Source organism: Rhodococcus sp. BH5, assembly GCF_027583855.1.
GTDB lineage: Bacteria > Actinomycetota > Actinomycetes > Mycobacteriales > Mycobacteriaceae > Rhodococcus_F > Rhodococcus_F qingshengii.
Map to the genome: position 1 here is coordinate 143,702 of NZ_JAJHVW010000011.1, position 22,615 is coordinate 166,316.

Sequence of the window (22,615 nt, forward strand, 5' to 3'; positions counted from 1 at the left end):
CGGCACCGCGCCCGCTGATTGCAACAGACTGCAACGCTTGTGACCGGGGCCACTTATGGGATGTGCTGTGTGTCACATTCACAAACAAGGAGAAGTGATGACGCAAACCATCGATTCCGCAGTCACCCCCGAGGTGAAGTTGACGGCGGTGACACCTCAGGAGCGCGTCGACGCCTGGCTGGCGGATTTCGAGTCGGCCCTCGCGGCTCGTGACATCGAGCGTGTGGCAGGCAAATTCGCACTCGACAGCTTCTGGCGAGACCTGGTGTCGTTCACCTGGAACATCAAGACCGTCGAAGGTCGCGAGCAGATCGCCGACATGCTCTCCGCGCGACTCGACGACACCGACCCTTCGGGATTCCGGACCACCGAGACACCCGACGAAGCAGACGGCGTCACGTCAGCCTGGATCGAGTTCGAGACTGCAACCGGTCGCGCGCACGGGCACCTTCGTTTGAAGGGAGATGAAGGTTGGACCCTGCTGACGTCGCTGCAGGAATTGAAGGGACACGAAGAAGGTAAGGGCACTCGTCGTCCGCGCGGCGCCAAGCATGGGGCAGACCCGAACCGCATCACGTGGGCCGAGCAGAAGGAGATCGAAGACCGCGAACTCGGTTACACCACACAGCCTTACGTCGTGATCGTCGGCGGCGGCCAGGGCGGCATCGCGCTCGGCGCCCGGATGCGTCAGCTCGGAGTACCGGCCATCGTGATCGACAGCCACGAGCGACCCGGCGATCAGTGGCGCGGACGCTACAAGTCCCTGTGCCTGCACGATCCGGTTTGGTACGACCACCTGCCCTACATGCCGTTCCCCGACAACTGGCCGGTGTTCGCGCCCAAGGACAAGATCGGCGACTGGCTCGAGATGTACACCAAGGTCATGGAGGTTCCGTACTGGAGTTCCACGACCTGCACCTCGGCGTCGTTCGACGAGAAGACCCAGGAATGGACCGTCGAGGTCAACCGCAACGGCGAGAAGTTGACGTTGCGTCCCAAGCAGTTGGTGATGGCGACGGGTATGTCCGGCAAGGCCAACGTTCCGACGTTCCCCGGGCAGGACAAGTTCCTCGGCGATCAGCACCATTCGAGCAAGCACCCCGGCCCGGATCAGTACGTGGGCAAGAAGGTCGTCGTGGTCGGGGCCAACAACTCCTCGCACGACATCTGCGGCGCACTGTGGGAGAACGGTATCGACGTCACGATGGTGCAGCGCAGCTCGACGCACATCGTGAAGTCGGATTCGCTGATGGATTTGGGCTTGGGCGATCTGTACTCGGAGCGAGCACTGGCCGCCGGCATGACGACACACAAGGCGGACCTCACGTTCGGTTCGCTGCCGTACCGGATCATGCACGAGTTCCAGATCCCGGTGTACGACGCAATCCGTGAGCGCGACAAGGATTTCTACGATCGCCTCGAGAAGGCGGGCTTCGAGCACGACTGGGGCGACGACGGTTCGGGCCTGTTCATGAAGTACCTACGCCGTGGCTCGGGCTACTACATCGATGTCGGCGCTGCCGAACTGGTTGCCAATGGAGACATCAAGCTCGCGCACGGCAACATTCGTGAGCTGACCGAGAACAGCGTGATCCTCGAAGACGGTACGGAATTGCCTGCCGACGTGGTGGTCTACGCGACCGGCTACGGCTCGATGAATGGCTGGGTGGCGGATCTGATCGGTCAGGACACCGCCGACAAGGTCGGCAAGGTGTGGGGCCTGGGCTCGAATACCACCAAGGATCCGGGACCGTGGGAAGGCGAGCAGCGCAACATGTGGAAGCCGACGCAGCAGGAAGCGCTGTGGTTCCACGGAGGCAATCTGCACCAGTCGCGCCACTACTCGCTGTACTTGGCGTTGCAATTGAAGGCGCGTTACGAGGGCATCCCGACGCCGGTGTACGGACTGCAAGAAGTGCATCATCTGAGCTGAAACAGAACTGCTGTGCGCCTTTATTAACCGCGGGAGGTTAATAAAGGCGCACAGCAGGTTCAGCGAAGGGCGTACTTCTTTGCTACTTCGGTGTTCTTGGTCGCGCGCTCGGTGAGGAAGGCGAATGCCAACCCGAGTACGAGCCAGAGCGTCGCCTGCGTAGCGAGCGAGGAAAGTCGGAACTCCCACAGCAGAGTTGCCGGGAAGTCCTCGCCCACCTCGTTGATGCCGGGAAGCGAGACGTAACCGATCGCGACGATCACCAGGAACGCAGCCACCGGAGCAGCGATGCGCACACTGAGGAACTCGTGCCCGGAAACTGCCTTTGCAGCCGCTGCTGCCGCGGTGACGGACAGCAGCCCGAGAATCACGGCGGCCAGCCACAGCAGTGTGCGCTGGTTGATGGTGTCGGGATCTCCGACGGCCGGCGGATTGGCCGGGTACTTGAAAAAGGGGACAGCCTCGATAGCCAGCCAACCACCGACGGCGATGGTGATCGCCAACAACGGCCCGGACATTCCGGTGAGTCGTCGAGCGTAATTGGCAACGACCGAGAAGATCGCCCCGAGCGCCAGTCCGGCAAGCGCCGTGGCCAGGAACAGCCCGGCGCGCTGCCCGTCGCGGCTCACCAGTGGTTCTTCTTCGTCACCGTGCGAATGCCCAGCGGCTTCGCCGGAAACCTCACCGGTGGCGCTGTTGGCTTCTTCGATCGCAATGGCAGCGTTGACGTGCGGTTCACCCAGCACGAATGCAACTCCGCCGGCAAGGATGCCTGCGATCAGACCAGCCAACAAACCACGAATGAGAAGCTTCGTGAAATTGTCGACTAGTGGCACGGCAGGCCCATCAAGTGTCGACCGTCGTGCATCAATTCATGCATGTACATGCCGGTGCGAGAGATAGCGCCCTGGTCGAACCCGACCAGGTAGAGAGCCAGCATCGCGAACAGAACTACTGCAGCGGCGAGGAAAGCAAGACGAGTCGAATCGATCGACGTATCGGGAGAATAGGCGAGAGCCATCGAAGCCTCCTGGGATTTTCGCGTCCCCTAGGTCCATGCGATGGCCGAAGTGTCTGGCTGTCGAAATAGTCGTGCCGAAAAAGGCACTTCACCTCGAATTACAGTGGCGCGACCGCTCCGGGCTTTCACCGGATTCCTGTCGGACCATCGCGTTTACATGCGAACTTTTGCACTACAGCCCGCACCGTGTCAACGCGTGAAGCCGAGATGACCGTCGATTGTGCCCGCCAAGGCAGGCACAATCGCTCGAGATCAGCTCTTTGCGGCGACGTCCAGGACAACTTCGAATTCGAGCAACGACGCACCCGAAGCGACGGGCTTCGCGCGCTCGCCGGAATGGGCTTCACGGGCGGGGCCGTCACGCCAATCGGCGAACGCCTGCTCGGACTCCCACTGAGTCACCACGAAGTAGCGGCTCTCACCGGCGGTGGGGCGGAGGAGTTGGAATCCGAGAAAGCCCGGGGAGTTCTCGACTGCGTGAGCGCGTGCTGCGAAGCGCTTCTCCAGTTCGGGGCCGGCGCCCTCGGGGACCTCGATTGCATTGATCTTCACGACTGCCATGCAAGCGACATTACCCGCGCACCTTCACCGCGTACCGTGACACTCGTGTTGCATGACGAAGGTGGAACGGGACAACCGATTCTGTTGTTGCACGGCCTCATGGGCAGCTCCCGAACGTGGCGTCGCCATGTGCCGTGGATCCGCGAGTTCGGCCACGTCTACACCTTCGACGCTGCCGGTCACGGCAGGCCGGCGCCAGCGGCACTGACTACCGAGGCATTCGTCGAGGACCTGACATCGGCGGTTGCGTCCATCGAGGAGCCGATGATCGTGATCGGTCATTCGATGGGGGCTCTGCATGCGTGGTGCTTCGCCGCCGCGCATCCCGAAAAGGTTTGTGCGCTGGTCCTCGAAGACATGGCCCCGGACTTTCGTGGACGCACCGCTGCGGACTGGGCGCAGATGATCTCGGCGTGGCCGCAGCCGTTTGCTTCCGAGGAGGCGATGAAGGAATTCTTCGGCCCCGTCGCCGGCCAGTACTTTCTCGACTCTTTCGACCGCCGCGACGACGGGTGGTACCTGCACGGCGACGTGTCGACCTTCCGCGACATCTCGGAGGAATGGGGCACGAGGCATTTCTGGGATCAGTGGAAGGCGATCGAGGTGCCGACCTTGCTGATCGAGGGAGAGTTCACCATCACCCCCGAGGGACAGATGCGAGAGATGGCCGAGAGGCCGGGAACTCGGTACGTACGTATTGCCGATGCAGGCCACCTGGTCCACGACGATCAACCGCAGCGCTATCGCGAAGTGGTGACGGAATTCCTTCAGACCGTGAGCTGACTTCGGATCGACGCGCCCACCTGCTCCAGCTCGACGGCTCGCCTGGCGAGGAGTCCAGCAGCGAACTTCGCCTTGTCGCCGCGATGGCGGGGGACGACGTGCAGGTGCGAGTGGAACACGGTTTGGCCCGCGGCACGCCCGTCGTTGACGAGAAAGTTGACTCCGTCAGCGGCGATGTCGCAGCGGCGTAGAGCTCCGGCGATGAGCGTGCCGACGCGGAACATCTCTGCGCCTTCGTGACTTTCGAGAGCATCGAGGTTCTCTGCATGACGCTTGGGGACCACCAGGGTGTGTCCGCGACTCACCGGCCGTGCATCGAGGAATGCGAGAGTTGTCTCGCTCTCGTGAACGAGAATCGCCGGCTCGGTCAGCGCGACGATCTTGCAGAAGACGCAGGAATCGGTGCTCATGCCTACAGAATGTAGTCCGAAATCAGATCCGACCCCGACTACAGCAAGCGCAGTTGGCGTGCCCTCGTGATCGCTTCGTTTCGATTGTGTACGTCGAGCTTCTTGTAGAGAGTGCGCAGTTGAGTCTTGACGGTGTTGACGGACACGTACAGTTTGTCGGCCATCGCAGCCGACCCCATGCCGAGCGCCAGGAGTGAGAGGACTTTCTGTTCGCGTTCGGTCAGCTCCACGATATGTACGAATTCCGGAAAAGATTCCGCAGGAGCCCTTTTCGAGAATTCGGCGAGTGCACGCGATTTCGTTTCGGCCATCGATTCGAGTTTCTCGACGTCCGACGATGCGATGGTCGCGAACGAACGTAGAAGTCCGGTCTGATCCGCGATGCTGCACGCTCTGGACCACTCCTGAGAGGCGAGGCGTGGCTCACCCAGCTCGGAGTGGGCAACCGCTTGCACCAGAAGCGATTCCATCTGTGCCCGCGGATAGGATACGCCAGACCAGTCGAACTGGTGACACAGCGCCACCGCGGCCTCGTTCTGGCCGATCCGCTGACGTAAACGCGCCACCGACGTGAGCGTCCACGGGTTGGCTGCAGGATCGATGATCTCCTTGGCCAGTGCTACGGCATTGTTCCCCTGTCCGAGAGCGAGCAAGAGATCGATCTCTGCGGATTGCAACAGAGGAAGCGCGAAAGATGTAGCCGTGTACTGCTTGGAATGTGCTTCGATCGCATTGTGGAGCAACAGTAGTGCCGCAGTGTGGTCGCCGGAGGTCAAGGCGAATTGGCAATGCGCATAGACGACGAATGCCCACAGTTCCTCGGTGTCGGACGGAAGACCGAGTTCGGTCAATGCGAGACGTGCGTCGTCGAAGTCGAGTGTGTCGAGAGCAGTGAGCGCCCGTGCTGTCAGGCCGGCGATCTTGACCACAGGTTCGAGCCAACCGCCGGGGTCCGGATGCTTCTGTTCGAGTTCGGACCAGTGTGTGGCCTGCCGCGGCTCACCAGCCAGCGCCCAATTCAGGGCGGCACTTCCCGCAGAGTTACGAGCGATGAAGTCGACTCCATGAGACAGGGCGCCGTGGTACGCCATTCGAGCCTTGATCGTGGATTCTGTGAACCTGCCGCTCAATTGAAAATTGATCGCCCATTGAAGTCGCATGAGAGGGAGCTGTGCGCTGACCGCTTCCGGGTTGTTCTCCAGCGCACTGCGACTGAGATGAGACAGGCGCCTGGTGGTTTCTGCTGCGAGCCCGTACTCGCCTGCCATCCTGAGCATGATCGATTGAACGCAGGCAATGCTCAAGGCGTCCTTCGCGACGGCTTCAGCGCCGAGAGCCCACAGTTCTGCCGGCGATTCGGGTAGCAAGTCGACTACCGTCGAGCGCTCGCTCGGATGCATCGTGAACAGTGCGCGCCCTGCCTCCACGGCAGAGTGTTTGTCCGCTGCTTCCGCCGGAATCCGTTGGAGAGCAGAGCGAACCGAGTCCAGATTGTGGACGATCATCGTCACCCAGTGTTGCTCGACGATGTCTACTGCCAGGGTCCAGTTCTGTGCCTCGACCGCGTAGTCCAGCGCCGACGCGTGATGACCGTGGTCGAGTCGGTTGTGTGCGAGGAACGAAAGACGTTGCGCCGGATCGACTCCAGCGCGCTTTTGGTGCGCGAGTATCGATCGACGAATGGCAGGCGGCAGCTCCCAGGTTTCTTCGGCTTCGGTCTCGACCCGTGACAACAACCCGGCTGTCTCCAGTATCGCCAGGCGCACGCGAATCTGATGAACGGTCTCGCCATCCTCAGGGTGTTGGGACTCGAACAGCATGGCGGCGATGTCGACGGTGATCGATCGCGCAAAGGCCGTCGCGAGCAGGAACTCGAGTTGTTTCACATGATCAGCGGTCATGAGAACGGATTTGTTCACGTAGTCGTCGATCGCCTGCGCGATGTTCTTCCTGATCATCTGCTCGCGGTTGCGGCTACCCGATGTCTGGACGGCGGGAACGGCGACACGAACCAGCGCTGGCAGCCCACCTGTCAGGGATGTGATTTGTTCGGCATCACCGTCAGTCGTGTTTACGTCAGCTTGTGCGAGCAAATGGGCGGTATCGGCTCTCGTGAACAACAGCTCACTCGCGCCTATCACCTCGTGGTCCGTGTCGAGCAGGTACGGCTCGGAGAACATGCCGAAGCCCGAGAGCGTGACCACGAGGTCCAGGTTGTGACAGAGGGCGAGGAGTTCGATCAACTGATCGTCCAACTCTGGTTCCGATATCAGATCCGGCCTGATCAGCACGAGCAGCACGGGGCGGCTGAGGGCGTTCAGGGATTTGGCGACAGCGGTGAAAGGATCGGCGAGATCGTCGACGTCGGGCAGTGCGATTCCGGCAGCGTGGATTCGATCGAGGACAACGGCCCAGAAATCTTCGAGTGTCGACGAGGGCCGTGGGGCCGAGACCCAGACGAGTATTCGTTCGGATGCCAAATGGGCGCGCAGCCACGATGCGATCAACGACGATTTCCCGTGGCCGTTCGGTGCACGGACGATTGTCAGCGCGGCACGTCGGTCAAGTTTGTCGAAGAGCGCTTGCCGGGGAATCGACGTCGCGAGGGTGCGCCTTTCGGGAATAGCTGCCCAGTCGTGGCCGTCCATCCCGAACATCAGCGCGGACCCTTTCTGCTTTCGCGCCCCGCAATGATTGAAGAGTTTGGGCGGATTGTCTCGATCCATCTATCTACAGGGAGGAGCGTAGCTGGTGCGAATCCAGAGCGTGCCATCCCGGGCAATTCACCCGGGAATTCACCCCGGCTGAGAGAAGTTCACCCACACAATCACGCCGTCACCATTGGCTTTCGAGTCCCTCGAGCGACTTCTATTGAACGTAGCTCGGGATTCGCCAAATGTGGCCGCGAGCGCCTGTCGGAGGCCCGAGAGTCAGACATCGAAGGAGCGTCGTGAGAACTCGTCTGTCAGAGGTGCGGTCGAAGGCCGTTGTCGTCGGACTCCGGCCGAGAGCGTGGCGCCGAGGAGTGCGAGGTATCGGCATAGTTGTCGTGACCGGAGCTCTGGTGGTCGGCGCTGCTGCGCTCGGCTTGCTGCCGATGCAGTCGGATGTTCGATTGGCGGCCGAGGGAGAGTTCGTGCCTCCCTTCACCGTCGAGCTGACGGCGATTGACGGTGCACCGCCCTTCGATCCCGCTGACGGTCCAGGGCTCGATTCGGGACCGTCCAACGGCATTGTCCGAGAGGGTGATCCGGTGACGTATGTCATCGACATCGGTGTCCGGGGCAACCCGCTCTCCGACGTGGTCGTGCAACTTCCGGTGCCTCGAGGTTTCGTTCTGCCGTCCGTGCCTGATTACTGCGGAGACGGCTCGGGTGTCGACGAGGTCGGATTACATTGCCTGATAGGCAATCTGGAAGCGGACCGGTACTTCACCCGAACGGCGACGATGACTGCGGGAAAGCGGGAAGACGCCGACGGTCTACCGATCGCTGCACTGGTCACCGCAGATCGGGGGGCGGTTCGCGTGCGGTCGGGCGATGTCACGGTGCGGGTGGCGACCACCCCGGGAGTGTGTGATCCGTACGGGATTTCTGTTGGTGGTCAGAGAAGCCAGTGGGCTGCTGTCTCGGCAGATGGACGAATCTCAGGTCTGGTGACATCGGGCATCTCGGAGGCGGTGGTGATCAACGGCGTCGATCAATGCGGGCACGCGACAGCGCGGACGGTGAAACCGTTCGAGGGTCACTTCTCGTTTGTCGGACTGCTACCGGGGACGTATCGCGTCACGGTCGACGGCCGAGCGCCGGTGGATGTGGTGCTGGAACCAGGTGCGATGGCGGTCGGTGGCCTGACGTTCTGATACAGCTTCGCAGGAATGGCAACACTCGTAACAGTCAGTAGCAGTCAATGGAGGATCCAGTGCGTGAAAGCCTGGGCGTTGTATTCGAAAATCAGTCAATTTCAACAGCTCTCGTAGATGCAGACACACCCCTTCTTGGCTCGATCGACGAGTTCCGTCACCCCTGGGGTGCAGACGGGACTGTTCCCTCTCCGCAAGCGTCGGCGCGCGCACTCGCCTCCGCGGCCGAGGTCGCCACCGGTCGAGCTCTGCGCTCGAATCTGTGCCCCACTGTCGTCGGAGTGATGTGCGAGCGTGCGGACGTGCGCGAACTTGTCTCGGATTCGTTGTCCTCCAGTCCTTTCGAGAACGTCGAGTTGGTCAACGGTCTCGACGCACGGCTTGCCTACCTGCGGACGGTCGACGCTCTCATTGGTGTTTCGCCGATTCTCGCGTTCTGGCCGGACGGCAGTGAGACCGTGATCGCGGCCGTCGACCCGAGAGCAGGCGTCGTGGACTCGGCGCATCGTTACGACACGGCCGAGTTGCTTGCGGACAGCTCGACATTTGCTGCGACATTGGACCTCCTCGTCGCCGAACGAGACCCTGTGCCCAAGATGCTCGTCGCGATGCTCGTGAAGGAAGACTCTCGGCAGCCGTCCGCGGAAGCCGCTGAACTGGCAGGTCTCGGCTTCCTGTTTCTCGGCGAGCGGACCCAACTGGCGATAGGGGCTGCGCTGGTAGCGGCCGATCGCGGAAGCGAAGTTCGGTCCGATGGCGGCATGGCTGTCCGGCCCGTCAACAGGGTCCGGTGGGCGGCGGCAATAGTACTGCCGCTTCTACTCATGTTGACGGGGTTGCTGATCGCGCTGTCCCCAGACGGGTCGCGCGCGGTGTCCACGGATAGCCCGAACATCGGCGCCGAGTCGGCGACCTCCACCAGCGGGCCCCCGCCCGGCGCTGCCCTACAGATTCCGACACTTGCGCCTTGCGATCCAGTGGTGCCTGCCGTTCCTGCAGTACTTCGGCGTTCTGATCCGGAAGTCGCACCGCTCCAGACCGACGAACCCACAGCCGAAGAATGCACCCCGCTGCGAGTCGGCTAAGCCGTACCCTCTCCGGCCAGCGCAAACAGGCCGTCGTCGGTCTGCTCGACCAGTCCGTCGACCAGCAGTGAATGCAACGCACGGTCACGCTGACCCGGATCGGCCGGCCAGACGATGTCGAGTTGCGCGCGCTCGACCGGACGGTGACTCTCGCGAAGAACGGCCATCAATTTTCCACGAACCTGGCGATCTGTGCCCGCGAACTTCTGCACCTTCTTGGGTGGTCCGGTGTGTGCCGGTTTGCCCGAAGCGACCCACGCGCAGTTCGGCAAAGGGCAGTTCTCGCAGTTCGGGTTCCGCGCCGTGCAGATCAGTGCACCGAGTTCCATGAGAGCTGCGCTGTAGGTGGCGGCGCGCGCACGCGTCCTCGGCAGCAGCGCCGCCACGTCGGCGAGGTCTCGCGTGTTGGACGGGTTCCCGGGTTCCGCATTGCCGTGGACGGCTCGCGCAACTACGCGTCGTACGTTGGTGTCCACCACAGGCACTCGCTGTCCGTAGGCGAAACACGCGACGGCGCGGGCGGTGTACGAACCGATTCCCGGTAGCGAGAGCAAGGTATCGACGTCTTCCGGGACCACGTCACCGTGCTCGGCAGCCAGGACGCCCGCGCATTCGTGTAACCGCAGCGCGCGTCGTGGATAACCGAGTTTGCCCCACGCGCGAAGCACCTCTGCCTGGCTCGACGCTGCCATCGCCGACGGCACCGGCCAGCGCTCGACCCACTCTTCCCAGATTGGCGCAACGCGCACCACCGGCGTCTGCTGGAGCATGATCTCGCTCATCAGGATCTGCCAGGCACTGACGCCCTCGCGTCGCCACGGCAGGTCGCGAGCCGTCTCGGAGTACCACTTCAGCAGCACCGAAGATTCCACTGCCACTGCTACCGACACACTCCTCGAACCTGTGCTCCTGGTCGACGAAGGACACGTCGACTTGTGGACGCCACTTTATCGGCAGTCGCCGACAGTGATTTCTCGTACCCGAAAACCTGGGGTGAGTGGCATCGAGACCACTCACCCCAGGTTGATCATGATGCGTACTGAGCGTTCGCGGTCTCCACACGGGTGCTTGCGACGGTCGGCGAGGTTCCGGAGTATCGGCGAATGATCACGTAGAGGCAGATCAATCCGATAGCACCGGCAGCGGCGAGGAAGGAACCGACCTTCCATGCGTTGTCCGGATTTCCGTTGATCAGCATCACCATGATCATCGGCGCGAAACCTCCGATGATTGCGGAGATCTGATAACCGAGTGAAGCGCCGGAGAATCGAATCTCCGGTGGGAACAGTTCAGCGAATAGTGTTCCCTGCGTGCCAGTTTGGAGGGACATTGCTACTACGCCGACGATAACCGCGACGGCAAACGGCCAGATCGTGTCCGGGCTGGATCCACCGATCATCAGCCACATCGGGATACCCCAGAGCATCATGGCTGCGGTGCCGAGGCCGAAGACCAGTTTGCGACCGTAGAGGTCGGACAGATATCCCGCCAGCGGAACCAGGGGAATCTGTATTGCACATGCGATCAGGATGTAGGTGAGGACCGTCGACCGCGGTATTTCCAGGTAGGTGGTCGCGAACTGAACCGAACCGGTGATCATCGTGTAGAAGAAGATCACGCCGATGGCATTGGCGCCTGCTGCAGCGAGGACTGTGCCTGGATTCTTCTTGAGCACTTCGAGAATGGGGGACTTCCGAACGACCGGAGATTCGGCGAGTTTTTCTGCGAGTGCCTTGAACTCGGGGGTTTCTTCGAGATAGCGATGGATGAGGAATGCCACTGGAAGCATGACCAAGCTGATCCAGAACGGGATCCTCCATCCCCAGGAGAGGAACGAATCAGCCGCAAGAGTTGCTGTCAGGACCAGGAACACGATATTGCCCAGCACCACACCGATCGGAACACCGAGTTGGGCGAAGCTGCCGAAGAGCCCGCGGCGGTCCGCCGGTGCGTTCTCGGTGGCCAGCAATACGGCCCCGCCCCACTGTGCTCCCACGGCCAAGCCCTGGCAGATTCGCAGCGTCACGAGGATGGCCGGGGCAAGCCACACGACATTGGTGTTGGGGACGAAACCAACCAAGGAGGTTGCCACCGCCATGAGGACCACGGCGGCAACGAGCACCGGCTTTCGGCCGTACCGGTCACCGAAATGACCGGCGAGCACACCACCGATAGGACGGGCGATGAATCCGACTGCGACGGTGGCAAACGAACTCATTGCAGCGACCACCTCGCTGTCGGTGGCGAAGAACGTCGAGTTGAACACGAGCGCGGCGGCAGTCGCGTAGATGAAGAAGTCGTACCACTCCAGGGAAGTGGAGATAGCGGCTGCAAAGGACGCGCGCCGAGATCTGCCCGGGCGCTCCACCGCAGATTCGGTGTTGTTGGTCATCGCGATTCGCTCTCTGTGGGGTCGTTCAGTTGAGTTCGGTCAGGACGTGAGTTGCGGCAAGTTGGGTGTGCGGCCGACGACGAGCTTGTCCCGAGCGCCGGCACCAGACGGAATCGTGCTCGCCGGGTATTGGGTCGAAAGGTGGTGACGCAATATCCAAGTGCGAGTGGGTTCTTCGATACGAGAAGTCATATCTCGCCGCCATTGCCGTACCGGAGGCGCTCGCAAAGTCGGGTGGCGAAGGTGACCACGTCGAGGCCGCCGGCGACGTGTGCAGCGTCATCTCGGGCAATGCGGAGGTGGTCATGTGGCCCGCACTCCTTCGTTCCGAATTTGCCAAACGATCGTTCGGCTGCGAGTCATCATTGACCTAGCGATCGTTAAATGTCAATAGTCGGGAAAAGTGCGTTTTTGCAGCGACTTTCTCCGCGAGGAGGGTGCGATTCGAAATCTGTTGCCAAACGATCGTTCTCCTGAGATGATGATTAGTCAGTGATGCAGGTCTCAGGAATGGAGATACCGATTCGAGCGGCGGGGGTGCGGACGAAAGTCGAGGCACGCTGGTCTCGCACATCGACGGCGTTGAGTGGCTTCAGCCAATGCGACCCTTCAGATCTTCTTTGGCGGAGGTGTCGCCCAGCTCAGCTTGATTCGATCATCGCGGTCGCCAATGCGCAGTACCGAGACGCGATATCTTCCGCATTCATCGGTCCGTCGACGCGCCACCACACACAGACTTGCTGCCCCATGTTGATGATGGCGCGCACGGCATCTCGGGGAAAGGGAGTGTGGAAAGCACCTTCTTCAATGCCGCGTTCGACGACGTCGCGAAACATGCTTTCCTGCTCGTCACGCAGGGTTACGACCAGACGGTGACCCGATTCGTCCAAGCTGCGCAATTCTGTCGCTCCTACGAGGGCGTCTTCGCGCCTGGTCGTATGGAACATGACCCAAGCGCGGACGATTGCTTGCAGTTGGTCTTTCGGGTCGCCGCCGGAGCGCAGCAGTGCAATGCGGGTCATGCTGATGGCGTCGTGGAGCGCCCGAATCATGATTTCTTGAAGGATTTCCTGCTTGGATTTGAAGTGGTGGTAGATGGACGCGACAGTGAGATCGGCGCCGGCGGAGATGTCACGCATGGACGTCCCGTGATAGCCGCGCTCGTTCATGTTTCGGACAGCGGAATCGAGTATGAGTTGCCGGACAACGACTGTCTTCGCCCCACTCATTGTTCGGTTTCCTTCTCATTTCCTCGGTGCCTGCGTCTTGCCCAGCTTAGAGCCGAACAGTCGCGGGACACACCTGATGGAAAGGAACCGTCTTGAACTGCCGATATGGGCAGAATACCGATTATCGTTCGCTGATCGCCACCCGGAGAAAGAGGTACCTGTGGAACACATATCGATGAGTATCGAAGACGGTATCGCCGTGATCACCCTCGATCGACCGGACAAGCTGAACGCATTCACCACGACGATGGAAAACGAGCTCATCGAAGCGTTCGACTCCACCGACGCGAACGACGCTGTGCGCGCGGTGATCCTGACGGGAGCGGGCCGCGCGTTTTGCGCGGGGGCAGATCTGTCCTCGGGGGCAGAGACATTCTCCGAATGGAGCGCCGAGTCGAACGGAACTGACGCGGACGGTGACGATCTACGTCGGGACGGTGACGATCTACGTCGGGACGGCGGCGGACGCGTCGTCCTGCGAATGTTCGATTCATTGAAGCCGATCATTGCGGCCATCAACGGACCGGCGGTCGGCGTGGGTATCACCATGACTCTTGCGGCCGACTTTCGCTTGGCCGCCGACGACGCCAGGATGGGTTTCGTCTTCAATCGGCGAGGACTCGTGCCCGAGTCGTGTTCGTCGTGGTTGCTGCCGAAACTGGTTCCGCTCCAGCGAGCCCTCGACTGGATCTACTCCGGACGGATCTTCACTGCTGCGGAAGCATTTTCGGCCGGGTTGGTCTACCGACTGCATTCGCGCGAAGATCTTCCAGGGGAGGCGACGGCGCTCGCGCATAGCCTGACCCGTGACAGCGCGCCGGTATCGGTTGCCCTGTCGCGTCAGATGATCTGGCGCATGCTGGGAGTCGAACATCCCATGGTCGCGCATCGCGTCGAGAGCATCGGAATTAATGCTCGCGGTGCTCAGGCTGACGTTCGTGAAGGTGTTGCGGCGTTTCTGGAAAAGCGAGAGGCGGTGTTTCCCGACCGTTGCAGTGACGCAATGCCAGATCTGTTCTCATCCCATCTCCCACGCCCCCGGTGGTGAGCCGCTACGACCTTCGAACCGTCGGCGTTGTAGCTCATGCGGTCAACCAGTGCGGCGGGTAAGTGCCCTCCGCTTCTCCAGGGGCGTTGTGGAGAACCAACGCCTACAGCTTCGAGTGAGGGTGCTCGGTTCGGAATAGCCGAGTTGGCGTGACACTTCGGAGAGGGACACGTCTCTGTTCGAGAGAAGACCGAGAGCAAGTTCGCGTCGTGAATCGTCGACGAGCGATTCGAACGCCTTGCCTTCCAACGCCAATCGTCTCTGCAATGTTCGCGGGTGCAGCATCATCAATGTCGCGACTTGCTTCAGTGTGGCTGCACCCGCAGGCAGGGAACGCACGATCAAAGCCGACACCGCGTCGTGGAACGCGACATCCGGATCTCGACCCGCCATGAAACGCACGGCGAAGTCGTAGGCCAACGGATCCACCCGGGGCAGGTGGCGCTGCATGACTCCGCGCGGAAAGGTCAACAGATTCCGATCCGAGCTGAACTCGACGGAACAACCGAAATGCTCTACGTACCTGCGCATTTCGGAGATGCGTGGATGTTGAAACGAGATGTGCGTCGGATGGAAATCCGGGCCGGCCATCATCCGGAACGTCTGAAGCGTTACGCCCATCGCCAGTTCCACGACGTGGGACCGATACGGAAGTCGATGCAGCACGGTATCGAGTCCGTAGGACACCTCGGTGTCGCCGACTGTCAGATCGACCGCCAACGCCGGACTGTACACGTGCGCGTATCGGGCGACGTCATGCAACGCATCTCCGATTGTCTCGGCACTGCGGGCCGCGATGGCAACCGGACCGAGAATGTCCGGGTCCTGTCTGCCTGCGAGCCTGAGTGCGAAGTCGGGCGACTCCAATTCATCCGCGCAGAGTCCGAGCAGCGTGGACAAGGCACTGAACGGCAAGAAGTGGTCGTACGCGCCGATGATGGCCGGATCGATGCCCACACGGTCGAGGAATTCGTACGGATCTCCACCGAGTTCGGAGATCAACTCGGGCAGTCGCGTCAGCGACGAGGCACTGATCAGATCTGCCATGTGTCGAAATGTAAATAAATTGGCGCATGATGTCAATTTTCTCGTCGCCTGAGCAGTGATGATCAACACAGGTTGGCTGGTTCAACGTCGAGCGCCATCCCTGGAGGAGCCAGAAATGACAACACTCACCGACCGCACTGCACTGTTCATCGATGGACTGTGGAGAGCACCGGATACTTCCGAAATCATCCGAGCCGTATCACCTTTCACAGAGCAGCAGATAGGCTCGTTCCCCGCCTCCGTATCGACGGATGTCGACGCAGCTGTATCAGCGGCTCGAAAAGCGTTGCGACGGAATGACTGGGCCGATCTTTCCGCCGCAGAACGTGCGCGTGTCATCCGCAGGTTCGCCGACGAACTCGAGAAACGATCCGAAGACCGCGCGTCGGCGGTCACTCACCAGAACGGCATGCCTATCGAGCTCGCCCGTTTCGCCGAGGGGGCCGCACCCGTCCAGCTTTTGCGCTATTACGCAGGCCTCGCCGAGTCGATGCCTACCGAAGAGCGACGGGCCAGCCAACCGATGCCGGGTACGACAATCGTGCGACGCGAGCCGATCGGTGTCGTTGCTGCCATCGCGCCCTGGAACTTCCCGGCTGTGCTTTCGATGTTCAAGATCGCCCCGGCTCTTGCTGCGGGGTGCACCGTCGTGCTGAAACCCTCTCCCGAAACCACCTTGGACTCTTATATATTGGCCGAGGCCGCCATTGCGGCAGAACTTCCCGCGGGTGTCATCAACATCGTGACTGGCGGACCGGAGATCGGTCAGTATCTCGTGGCGCATCCCGGGATCGACAAGGTAGCCTTCACCGGATCCACTGCGGCCGGTCGACACATCGGCACGGTGTGTGGCGGTATGCTTCGCCCCGTTACCTTGGAGTTGGGTGGCAAGTCGGCGGCCCTGGTCCTCGACGACGCGGATGTCGAGGAGACGGTAACCGGTCTGGCAACTGCATCCCTGCTCAACAGTGGGCAGACGTGCTATATGTCGACTCGAATCTTGGTTCCCCGCAGCCATAGTCGGACGTACGTCGACGCCATTACCGCGATGGCCGAGGGTCTGCAGGTCGGCGACCCGATGGAACCGTCGACGTTCGTCGGCCCGATGGTGAGCGCAAGGCAACAGGAACGTGTGCTGTCCTTGATCGACCAGGGACGCTCGGAGGGCGGAACTGTCACCACGGGTGGCGGACGCCCCGCCGACCTCGACACCGGATTCTTCGTGCAGCCCACGGTGTTCGCCGATGTCGACAACGACAGCACCATCGCACGGCAGGAAGTATTCGGGCCGGTGCTGTCAGTCATTTCATACGACGACGTCGATGAGGCTGTCGCGCTTGCCAACAACTCCGAGTACGGCCTCGGTGGGACTGTATGGACCTCCGACGAGGAACGCGGTATCGCAATTGCTCGACGTGTCGAGACCGGCTCGTTCGGTGTCAACACCTTCAACCTCGACTGGGGTTCACCGTTCGGTGGAGTCAAAGCCAGCGGCCTGGGTCGTGAACTCGGTCCCGAAGGGCTCGCGGCGTACCAGCAGCTCAAATCCATTTTCCTCGCATCCTCGTAAGAATCGAGCCACCATGTCCGACGCAGGACTCGCCGGCGCTCGTGCGCTGGCAGAAAACACAGTGAAAATCGCCGAGCAGTTCGGCACGACCGAGTGGGAAGCAGACAGTGCGTGCCACGGTTGGCGCGTCCACGATCTCATCGGTCACATGGCGTTCTTCTTCAACTTCATCGCCGATCCGGATCTGGTGTTCCCGCCGAACCCCAGTGGAAAGTCCGAGCGGCTCAACGATGCTGCCGTCCGCGAGCGTGCCGATCTACCGCACGAGCAGATCCTGGACTACTACCGGGAACAATCCGAAGCGGGACTCGCGACGTTGGCCGCGCTGCAGACAGAGGAGCTTCGCAACAACACACTCGAGATGCTCGACCTCGGGACTTATCGCCTTCATCAGCTCAGTGACGCAGTGTCGTTCGACCATCTCGTCCATTTGACGTCGGATCTTCTGTCGCCGTTCGGACCGTTTCCTCACGGTGAGATCGACGTGGCGGCCGCTGTCGATCCGGCGATCGACTGGATGGTTGCGGGGCTCCCGCAGATGTGCGGCGAAGCTGTCGCCGCCTCCTTGACATCGCCTGTGGCACTGCGCCTCAACGGCGCCACCGAGCGCACTTTCGTCATCTCTCATGGCGATGGGGGAGTGACCGTCACCGAAGCTGACGACGTGCCGGAGAACGTCGCGACCACCCAGGCCACCGAATTCCTGCGGTGGGGGACCACCCGATCTGCATGGCGGTCTGCCGTCGAGGTTTCCGGCGACCGCAAGACCGTCGCCGCAGTCCTCGATGCCATCGACATCGTCTGACCCACAACGAACCCGAGATCCAGAACAAGAGGAAACAGCTATGTCTCAGTACTTGCAGGACAAGGTCATTCTCATCACCGGTGCAGGCGGTGGGTTCGGTCAACTCATCGCCGAGAAGGTGGCAGCGCAGGGCGCCAAAGTCGTCGGCGTGGACATCAACGAGGCGGGCCTGAAGACTGTATTCGACGGTATCGCGGCCGCGGGATTCACCGGTACCTACAAGATTGCCGACGTCACCGACATGGATCAGGTCATCGCTGCGGCGCAGCACGGCATTTCGGAGTACGGAGCGCTCGACGTACTCGTCAACAACGCAGGCGTCATGCCTCTCGCGTATTTCGCCGATCACGAACGTGCGTGGCAGAAGTGGCACAAGGCAATCGACATCAACATCAAGGGCGTCGTGAACGGAATCTCCGCCGTATACGACCAGATGATCGAGCAGGGACGCGGTCAGGTCGTCAACATCTCGTCGATCTTCGGAAACGCAGGCATCGACGGTTCCGGCGTCTACAGCGCGACCAAGGCTGCAGTCACCACGATCTCGGATTCACTGCGAATCGAAGCCAAGGGCAAGATCAAGGTGACGACGGTCAAGCCCACAGGCGTGACAGGAACAAACTTGGCGAGCTGGATCGTCAATGAGAACGCGATCCTGGGTCTCACCGGTCAACGTGCGGGAACCTACATGGAGAACGTCGGGCATCTAACCGACGGCACCCTCAGCCCCGGGCAGAAGGACGTCGACTCCATCGAATACTGGCTGATCAAGCCCGACGATCTGGCCGACGCTGTTGTTCACATCATTGATCAACCATGGGGTATCAGCATCAGTGACATAACCGTGCGCGCCAGCGGCGAGGATTACCTGTACTGACGACCTGATCGAAAACCGCTCCCTGCCAGTGTGGCTTCGCGAACATCGTCGAGGACGACGGCCCGGGGGCGTCCCGCGGGCAGACGCCATTGCCATGGTCTGCCTGTCGCCGTAGAGTCCTACTTAACGATCGTTAAACTGTTGCTACGGCGGATTCCGTTTGTCAACGAAGTCGCCGGGACCAGTCCGAGGAGTTTGAATGAAAGCAGTCCACTTGATGGAGGCGACGGGGCCCGGAGGTCTGTCGTTGGTCGATGTCGACGAACCTGTCGATCCGGCACTGGTGGTAATTGATCTGCACACCGCCGGAGTGAGTTTCCCCGATCTTCTCCAGACCACGGGCAGCTACCAAACGGTGCGCGAATTACCCTGCGCGCTAGGGGTTGAGGGCGCCGGTACCGTTCGGAGCGCGCCACCCGGGTCCGGCTTCACACCCGGGCGGCGCGTGGCCGTGCTTACGGCCGGGGAAGGTGCGTGGCAGCAGACCGTTGCGGTCGCGCCGTCCAATGTCTTTGCTCTGCCTGATGCGGTCTCGCTCTCGGCCGGCTCGGGATTTCTCCTGAATTATCTGACTGCGCATTTCGCCCTCGACGAACGCGCGCGATACCGTGCCGGCGAGACCGTCCTGATTCACGGCGCGGCCGGTGGATTGGGTACGGCCGCGTTGCATGTCGCGTCAGCGCTCGGTCTGGAGACCGTCGCTGTCGTGAGTACAGGCGAGAAGGAGAAAATCGCCGCGGAGTCCGGGGCAACGCACGTCGTGTCGGTCGACGGGTGGAAGGAACGCGTCCAAGGGATTACGAATGGGCGCGGTGTCGACATCATTCTCGATCCGGTCGGTGGTGACCGCTTCACCGACAGCCTGCGCAGCCTTGCGCCGAACGGGCGCCTGGTCGTTTTGGGATTCACCGGCGGTGATATTCCCACGGTCAAAGTCAATCGACTTCTCCTGAAGAATATTTCGGTTACCGGTGCAGGATGGGGTGAATATCTGAAAACTGATCCCAAGTATCTGGCGCGTCAATGGCAGGAGCTCTACCCCCTGCTCGAGTCGGGAGCTCTGAGGGTGCCCGAGCCCACCCTCTACCCCTTGGCGCGTGCCGCCGATGCATTGAAGTCGTTGCGTGAGCGTACGGCGGTAGGAAAAGTCGCGCTGTCTCTCGAATGATCTCTACACGAACAACTTTGTGAACAAACGACCTTAGCGAACGAACCTTGGAGTAAACCATGTATCCCGGAGCGTATGTTGCGACAAACCCGGATAAGGCCGCGGTAATCGTTGCCGAGACCGGTGAAGCGGTGACGTTCGCGCAATTGGAATCGAATTCGATTCGGATTGCGCGAGTGCTCCACGGACTCGGGTTGCGGCGAGGCGACAACCTGGCCGTGCTCGCCACCAATAACGTTCAGGTCTTCGACATCTACTGGGCGGCTATGCGATCCGGTGTCTACCTGACGATGGTCAACTGGCACCTGACCGCTCCGGAAGGTGCATACATCGTTGAGGACTGCGAGGCAAAGGTAGTCATCGTCGATGCTGCTCTGGGCGAGCTGGCAGAGACGCTGTCCGAACTCGTTCCCCGGCAGGTGACCAGGCTTTCCTTCGGCGGTCAACTAGACGGATACGACTCCCTCGACCAGGCGGCTGACATGGAGTCGGACATACCGCTCCCGGATCAACCGCGCGGCGCCGACATGTTGTACTCGTCGGGAACAACCGGCCGTCCCAAGGGCATCAAACCGGCTCTACCGAATCGCCGGATACAGGATCCCGGCGATCAGATGACGACAATGAACCAAAGTGTTTGGGGTGTAACCGAAGACGACATCTATCTGTCCCCGGCGCCGCTCTATCATGCCGCTCCGCTCCGGACGTGCGCGTCGGTCCAGGCGCTGGGTGGCACCGTAGTGATGATGAATCGGTTCGATCCGGAAAAGGCCCTGGAATACATCGAGCGTTATCGCGTCACGTACAGCCAGTGGGTGCCGACAATGTTCGTGCGCATGCTCAAACTGCCACAGGAAACCCGAGACCGTTACGACATATCGTCTCTGCGACTTGCCGTCCACGCAGCCGCACCGTGCCCTGTCGATGTGAAGCGAAAGATGATCGATTGGTGGGGAACGATTCTGGACGAATATTACTCCTCGACGGAACTCAACGGCATGACCATTGTTCACTCGGACGAGTGGCTGCGAAAGCCGGGCACAGTGGGGCGAGCCGCACTGGGAGTGCTCCACGTATGTGGGGAGAACGGCGAAGATCTACCCTCCGGCGAGGTGGGTACGCTGTACTTCGAACGTGACGAATTGCCCTTCAATTATCACAATGCGCCCGAAAAGACCAAGGAAGCACAGCATCCCGCCCACCCGACCTGGACGACTACGGGTGATGTCGGCTTCATGGATGAGGAGGGTTATCTGTTTCTGACCGACCGTAAGTCCTTCATGATCATCTCGGGTGGTGTGAACATATACCCGCAGGAGATCGAGAACGTGCTGATCGAGCATTCCTCGGTATTGGACGCGGCGGTGATCGGGTTGCCCGACGACGAGATGGGGGAGATAGTGATGGCTGTCGTCGAGCCAGTCCCCGAAGCCGAAGCCGGCGATGCGCTTCGCGACGAACTGCTTTCTCATTTGCGCGGACAGATCGCCAAGTACAAGTTGCCGAGGCGACTCGTGTTCAGTACGGATCTACCTCGAACTCCGACCGGAAAACTGGTCAAAGGGAAACTGCGCGAACACTATTCAGGGGAGGTATCCGTCGGATGAGCGGCCCGATGCACGGTGTTCGCGTGCTGGAACTCGCCGGGTTGGGGCCGGGGCCACACGCTGCGATGATGCTTGCAGATCTCGGAGCGGACGTAGTTCGAGTCGAGCGTCCGTCTGGTGGACTCGAGATCTCGCCACGGGAGCAGGACCAACTTTTGCGGGGGAGACGGTCGGTGGAAGCCGACCTCAAGACCGAGTCAGGCCGAGAGCTGGTGAGAGCCCTCGTCTCGAAAGCCGATGTGCTCCTGGAAGGTTTTCGGCCCGGTGTGACCGAGCGGCTGGGTTTCGGTCCCGACGTGTGCACCGAACTCAACAACCGGCTGATCTACGCACGTATGACCGGATGGGGCCAAGACGGCCCACTCGCGCAGCGGGCGGGGCATGACATTACTTACCTGGCGCTGACCGGAGTCCTGCACGCCATCGGTCCGGCCGAGAAACCCACGGTTCCGCTGAACCTCGTCGGGGACTTCGGCGGTGGCTCCATGTTCTTGATCCTCGGAATCGTCTCTGCCTTGTACGAGCGAGAGAGTTCGGGCAAAGGACAAGTGGTCGATGCCGCAATTGTCGACGGAACTTCGGTGTTGGCGCAGATGATGTGGTCGTTGCGAGGGAGCGGACAGTGGAGTGACTCACGTGCAACCAACCTCCTGGACGGTTCCACGCCGTTCTACGACACCTACGAATGTTCGGACGGCAAGTTCGTAGCAGTCGGTGCCCTCGAACCGCAGTTCTACGCGGCGCTCCTCCAAGGCCTGGATATCGCGCCGGAATCGTTGCCTGAACAGATGGATCGAAGGGGTTGGCCCACAATCCGAGAACGGTTCACGGAGGCGTTTTCGTCGCGCACGCGAGACGCCTGGGCAGCGTTGTTCGAATCGACGGACGCTTGTGTTGCTCCTGTCCTGAGTCTCGCCGAAGCCGCGCTGCACCCGCATCTTGCCCAGCGGGGAACTCTTGTCGAGGCCGACGGAATAGTGCAGGCGGCACCCGCGCCGCGGTTCTCCCGTTCCAGGACTGAGCAGCCGTCAGGTGCTCGGCCACCAGGGGCCGACACCACCGTCGTGACGAAGGATTGGCTGGGCGGCTGAGGGAAGAAGTACAGGTGAGGAATGTCGCGACAGCCTCTCTCGATCGTTCTTACGTTGCCCCCTACTCATCGTCGATGGATCGCGAAGATCAACTTTTGTAGCACAACTCGATCGAGTCTGACTGAC

The 22,615-nt window shown here is 61.2% G+C and carries 21 protein-coding genes and 1 riboswitch; of the genes, 11 read left to right on the top strand and 10 right to left on the bottom strand.

Annotated features, from left to right (window positions below; translation table 11 throughout):
* Window positions 1-97: 97 nt before the first annotated feature.
* Window positions 98-1,933, top strand: coding sequence for a flavin-containing monooxygenase (locus RhoBH5_RS25075; protein WP_270008915.1), 1,836 nt, complete (start codon window positions 98-100; stop codon window positions 1,931-1,933).
* Window positions 1,934-1,992: 59 nt separating this feature from the next.
* Here the strand turns inward: RhoBH5_RS25075 and RhoBH5_RS25080 are convergent, their stop codons facing one another.
* The 3 genes from RhoBH5_RS25080 to mhuD form a co-directional block, all read right to left on the bottom strand.
* Entirely contained in the window at window positions 1,993-2,769 is a 777-nt protein-coding gene (locus tag RhoBH5_RS25080) for a CbtA family protein (protein WP_007726928.1), read from the bottom strand.
* Window positions 2,760-2,954 (bottom strand): CbtB domain-containing protein, encoded by a 195-nt coding sequence (locus RhoBH5_RS25085; RefSeq protein ID WP_003945915.1) that lies wholly within the window; start codon window positions 2,952-2,954, stop codon window positions 2,760-2,762. The genes RhoBH5_RS25080 and RhoBH5_RS25085 overlap by 10 nt, the downstream gene beginning before the upstream one ends.
* Before the next feature lie 25 nt (window positions 2,955-2,979).
* Window positions 2,980-3,118, bottom strand: a riboswitch (cobalamin riboswitch).
* 88 nt (window positions 3,119-3,206) lie between these two features.
* A complete protein-coding gene (mhuD, locus tag RhoBH5_RS25090; RefSeq protein WP_007726927.1) occupies window positions 3,207-3,515 on the bottom strand; it encodes a mycobilin-forming heme oxygenase MhuD in 309 nt (102 codons plus the stop codon).
* Window positions 3,516-3,560: 45 nt separating this feature from the next.
* Here mhuD and RhoBH5_RS25095 point away from each other — a divergent pair, with 45 nt between their 5' ends.
* Complete coding sequence (locus RhoBH5_RS25095) at window positions 3,561-4,298, top strand: alpha/beta fold hydrolase (protein ID WP_065352849.1); 738 nt, start codon at window positions 3,561-3,563, stop codon at window positions 4,296-4,298.
* Here the strand turns inward: RhoBH5_RS25095 and RhoBH5_RS25100 are convergent.
* Together RhoBH5_RS25100 and RhoBH5_RS25105 are read right to left on the bottom strand one after the other, a co-directional pair.
* Complete coding sequence (locus tag RhoBH5_RS25100) at window positions 4,283-4,708, bottom strand: HIT family protein (RefSeq protein WP_003945905.1); 426 nt, start codon at window positions 4,706-4,708, stop codon at window positions 4,283-4,285. The genes RhoBH5_RS25095 and RhoBH5_RS25100 overlap by 16 nt on opposite strands.
* Window positions 4,709-4,746: 38 nt before the next feature.
* Complete coding sequence (locus RhoBH5_RS25105; protein ID WP_270008916.1) at window positions 4,747-7,434, bottom strand: helix-turn-helix transcriptional regulator; 2,688 nt, start codon at window positions 7,432-7,434, stop codon at window positions 4,747-4,749.
* A 224-nt stretch (window positions 7,435-7,658) separates the two neighbouring features.
* Between RhoBH5_RS25105 and RhoBH5_RS25110 the strand changes: the two genes are divergently transcribed.
* Window positions 7,659-8,570, top strand: a complete 912-nt coding sequence (locus tag RhoBH5_RS25110; RefSeq protein ID WP_230359481.1) for a hypothetical protein — start codon at window positions 7,659-7,661, stop codon at window positions 8,568-8,570.
* Window positions 8,571-8,629: 59 nt separating this feature from the next.
* A complete protein-coding gene (locus RhoBH5_RS25115; RefSeq protein WP_270008917.1) occupies window positions 8,630-9,655 on the top strand; it encodes a hypothetical protein in 1,026 nt (341 codons plus the stop codon).
* On the opposite strand, the gene RhoBH5_RS25120 is transcribed toward RhoBH5_RS25115, so the two are convergent.
* From RhoBH5_RS25120 to RhoBH5_RS25135, 4 genes are all read right to left on the bottom strand, one after another.
* On the bottom strand, window positions 9,652-10,533 hold the full coding sequence (locus RhoBH5_RS25120; protein ID WP_007726916.1) for an A/G-specific adenine glycosylase: 882 nt from the start codon (window positions 10,531-10,533) through the stop codon (window positions 9,652-9,654). The genes RhoBH5_RS25115 and RhoBH5_RS25120 overlap by 4 nt on opposite strands.
* Window positions 10,534-10,682: 149 nt before the next feature.
* The gene (locus RhoBH5_RS25125; protein ID WP_042451923.1) at window positions 10,683-12,047 is read right to left on the bottom strand and encodes an MFS transporter; all 1,365 of its coding nucleotides are present in this window, start codon (window positions 12,045-12,047) and stop codon (window positions 10,683-10,685) included.
* 25 nt (window positions 12,048-12,072) lie between these two features.
* The gene (locus RhoBH5_RS25130; RefSeq protein WP_211921400.1) at window positions 12,073-12,354 is read right to left on the bottom strand and encodes a hypothetical protein; all 282 of its coding nucleotides are present in this window, start codon (window positions 12,352-12,354) and stop codon (window positions 12,073-12,075) included.
* Between the two features lie 334 nt (window positions 12,355-12,688).
* A complete protein-coding gene (locus tag RhoBH5_RS25135; RefSeq protein WP_211921402.1) occupies window positions 12,689-13,276 on the bottom strand; it encodes a TetR/AcrR family transcriptional regulator in 588 nt (195 codons plus the stop codon).
* Window positions 13,277-13,436: 160 nt separating this feature from the next.
* On the opposite strand from RhoBH5_RS25135, the gene RhoBH5_RS25140 reads away from it, so the two are divergent.
* Complete coding sequence (locus tag RhoBH5_RS25140) at window positions 13,437-14,324, top strand: crotonase/enoyl-CoA hydratase family protein (RefSeq protein ID WP_064111586.1); 888 nt, start codon at window positions 13,437-13,439, stop codon at window positions 14,322-14,324.
* Between the two features lie 42 nt (window positions 14,325-14,366).
* On the opposite strand, the gene RhoBH5_RS25145 is transcribed toward RhoBH5_RS25140, so the two are convergent.
* Window positions 14,367-15,371, bottom strand: coding sequence for an AraC family transcriptional regulator (locus RhoBH5_RS25145; RefSeq protein WP_064443074.1), 1,005 nt, complete (start codon window positions 15,369-15,371; stop codon window positions 14,367-14,369).
* A 115-nt stretch (window positions 15,372-15,486) separates the two neighbouring features.
* On the opposite strand from RhoBH5_RS25145, the gene RhoBH5_RS25150 reads away from it, so the two are divergent.
* The 6 genes from RhoBH5_RS25150 (at window position 15,487) to RhoBH5_RS25175 (ending at window position 22,489) form a co-directional block, all read left to right on the top strand.
* Window positions 15,487-16,941 carry an aldehyde dehydrogenase gene (locus tag RhoBH5_RS25150; protein ID WP_073512052.1) on the top strand — a complete coding sequence of 485 codons (1,455 nt, stop codon included), beginning with the start codon at window positions 15,487-15,489 and terminating at the stop codon, window positions 16,939-16,941.
* Between the two features lie 13 nt (window positions 16,942-16,954).
* Window positions 16,955-17,746, top strand: coding sequence for a maleylpyruvate isomerase N-terminal domain-containing protein (locus RhoBH5_RS25155; RefSeq protein WP_218749094.1), 792 nt, complete (start codon window positions 16,955-16,957; stop codon window positions 17,744-17,746).
* Between the two features lie 40 nt (window positions 17,747-17,786).
* Window positions 17,787-18,623 carry an SDR family oxidoreductase gene (locus tag RhoBH5_RS25160; RefSeq protein ID WP_019749697.1) on the top strand — a complete coding sequence of 279 codons (837 nt, stop codon included), beginning with the start codon at window positions 17,787-17,789 and terminating at the stop codon, window positions 18,621-18,623.
* Between the two features lie 199 nt (window positions 18,624-18,822).
* Window positions 18,823-19,791 carry an NADPH:quinone oxidoreductase family protein gene (locus RhoBH5_RS25165; RefSeq protein ID WP_270008918.1) on the top strand — a complete coding sequence of 323 codons (969 nt, stop codon included), beginning with the start codon at window positions 18,823-18,825 and terminating at the stop codon, window positions 19,789-19,791.
* A 59-nt stretch (window positions 19,792-19,850) separates the two neighbouring features.
* Entirely contained in the window at window positions 19,851-21,398 is a 1,548-nt protein-coding gene (locus RhoBH5_RS25170; protein ID WP_064111573.1) for an acyl-CoA synthetase, read from the top strand.
* Window positions 21,395-22,489, top strand: coding sequence for a CaiB/BaiF CoA transferase family protein (locus tag RhoBH5_RS25175; RefSeq protein ID WP_270008919.1), 1,095 nt, complete (start codon window positions 21,395-21,397; stop codon window positions 22,487-22,489). The genes RhoBH5_RS25170 and RhoBH5_RS25175 overlap by 4 nt, the downstream gene beginning before the upstream one ends.
* Window positions 22,490-22,615: the final 126 nt, after the last annotated feature.

Excerpts from the sequence above, each read along its gene's own strand:
- RhoBH5_RS25145 (WP_064443074.1), bottom strand. The coding sequence starts at position 15,371 with ATGGCAGATCTGATCAGTGCCTCGTCGCTGACGCGACTGCCCGAGTTG.
- RhoBH5_RS25085 (WP_003945915.1), bottom strand. The coding sequence starts at position 2,954 with ATGGCTCTCGCCTATTCTCCCGATACGTCGATCGATTCGACTCGTCTT.
- RhoBH5_RS25100 (WP_003945905.1), bottom strand. The coding sequence starts at position 4,708 with ATGAGCACCGATTCCTGCGTCTTCTGCAAGATCGTCGCGCTGACCGAG.
- RhoBH5_RS25075 (WP_270008915.1), top strand. The coding sequence starts at position 98 with ATGACGCAAACCATCGATTCCGCAGTCACCCCCGAGGTGAAGTTGACG.
- RhoBH5_RS25105 (WP_270008916.1), bottom strand. The coding sequence starts at position 7,434 with ATGGATCGAGACAATCCGCCCAAACTCTTCAATCATTGCGGGGCGCGA.
- RhoBH5_RS25175 (WP_270008919.1), top strand. The coding sequence starts at position 21,395 with ATGAGCGGCCCGATGCACGGTGTTCGCGTGCTGGAACTCGCCGGGTTG.
- RhoBH5_RS25135 (WP_211921402.1), bottom strand. The coding sequence starts at position 13,276 with ATGAGTGGGGCGAAGACAGTCGTTGTCCGGCAACTCATACTCGATTCC.
- RhoBH5_RS25160 (WP_019749697.1), top strand. The coding sequence starts at position 17,787 with ATGTCTCAGTACTTGCAGGACAAGGTCATTCTCATCACCGGTGCAGGC.
- RhoBH5_RS25130 (WP_211921400.1), bottom strand. The coding sequence starts at position 12,354 with ATGACCACCTCCGCATTGCCCGAGATGACGCTGCACACGTCGCCGGCG.
- RhoBH5_RS25165 (WP_270008918.1), top strand. The coding sequence starts at position 18,823 with ATGAAAGCAGTCCACTTGATGGAGGCGACGGGGCCCGGAGGTCTGTCG.
- RhoBH5_RS25125 (WP_042451923.1), bottom strand. The coding sequence starts at position 12,047 with ATGACCAACAACACCGAATCTGCGGTGGAGCGCCCGGGCAGATCTCGG.
- RhoBH5_RS25170 (WP_064111573.1), top strand. The coding sequence starts at position 19,851 with ATGTATCCCGGAGCGTATGTTGCGACAAACCCGGATAAGGCCGCGGTA.
- RhoBH5_RS25150 (WP_073512052.1), top strand. The coding sequence starts at position 15,487 with ATGACAACACTCACCGACCGCACTGCACTGTTCATCGATGGACTGTGG.
- mhuD (WP_007726927.1), bottom strand. The coding sequence starts at position 3,515 with ATGGCAGTCGTGAAGATCAATGCAATCGAGGTCCCCGAGGGCGCCGGC.
- RhoBH5_RS25155 (WP_218749094.1), top strand. The coding sequence starts at position 16,955 with ATGTCCGACGCAGGACTCGCCGGCGCTCGTGCGCTGGCAGAAAACACA.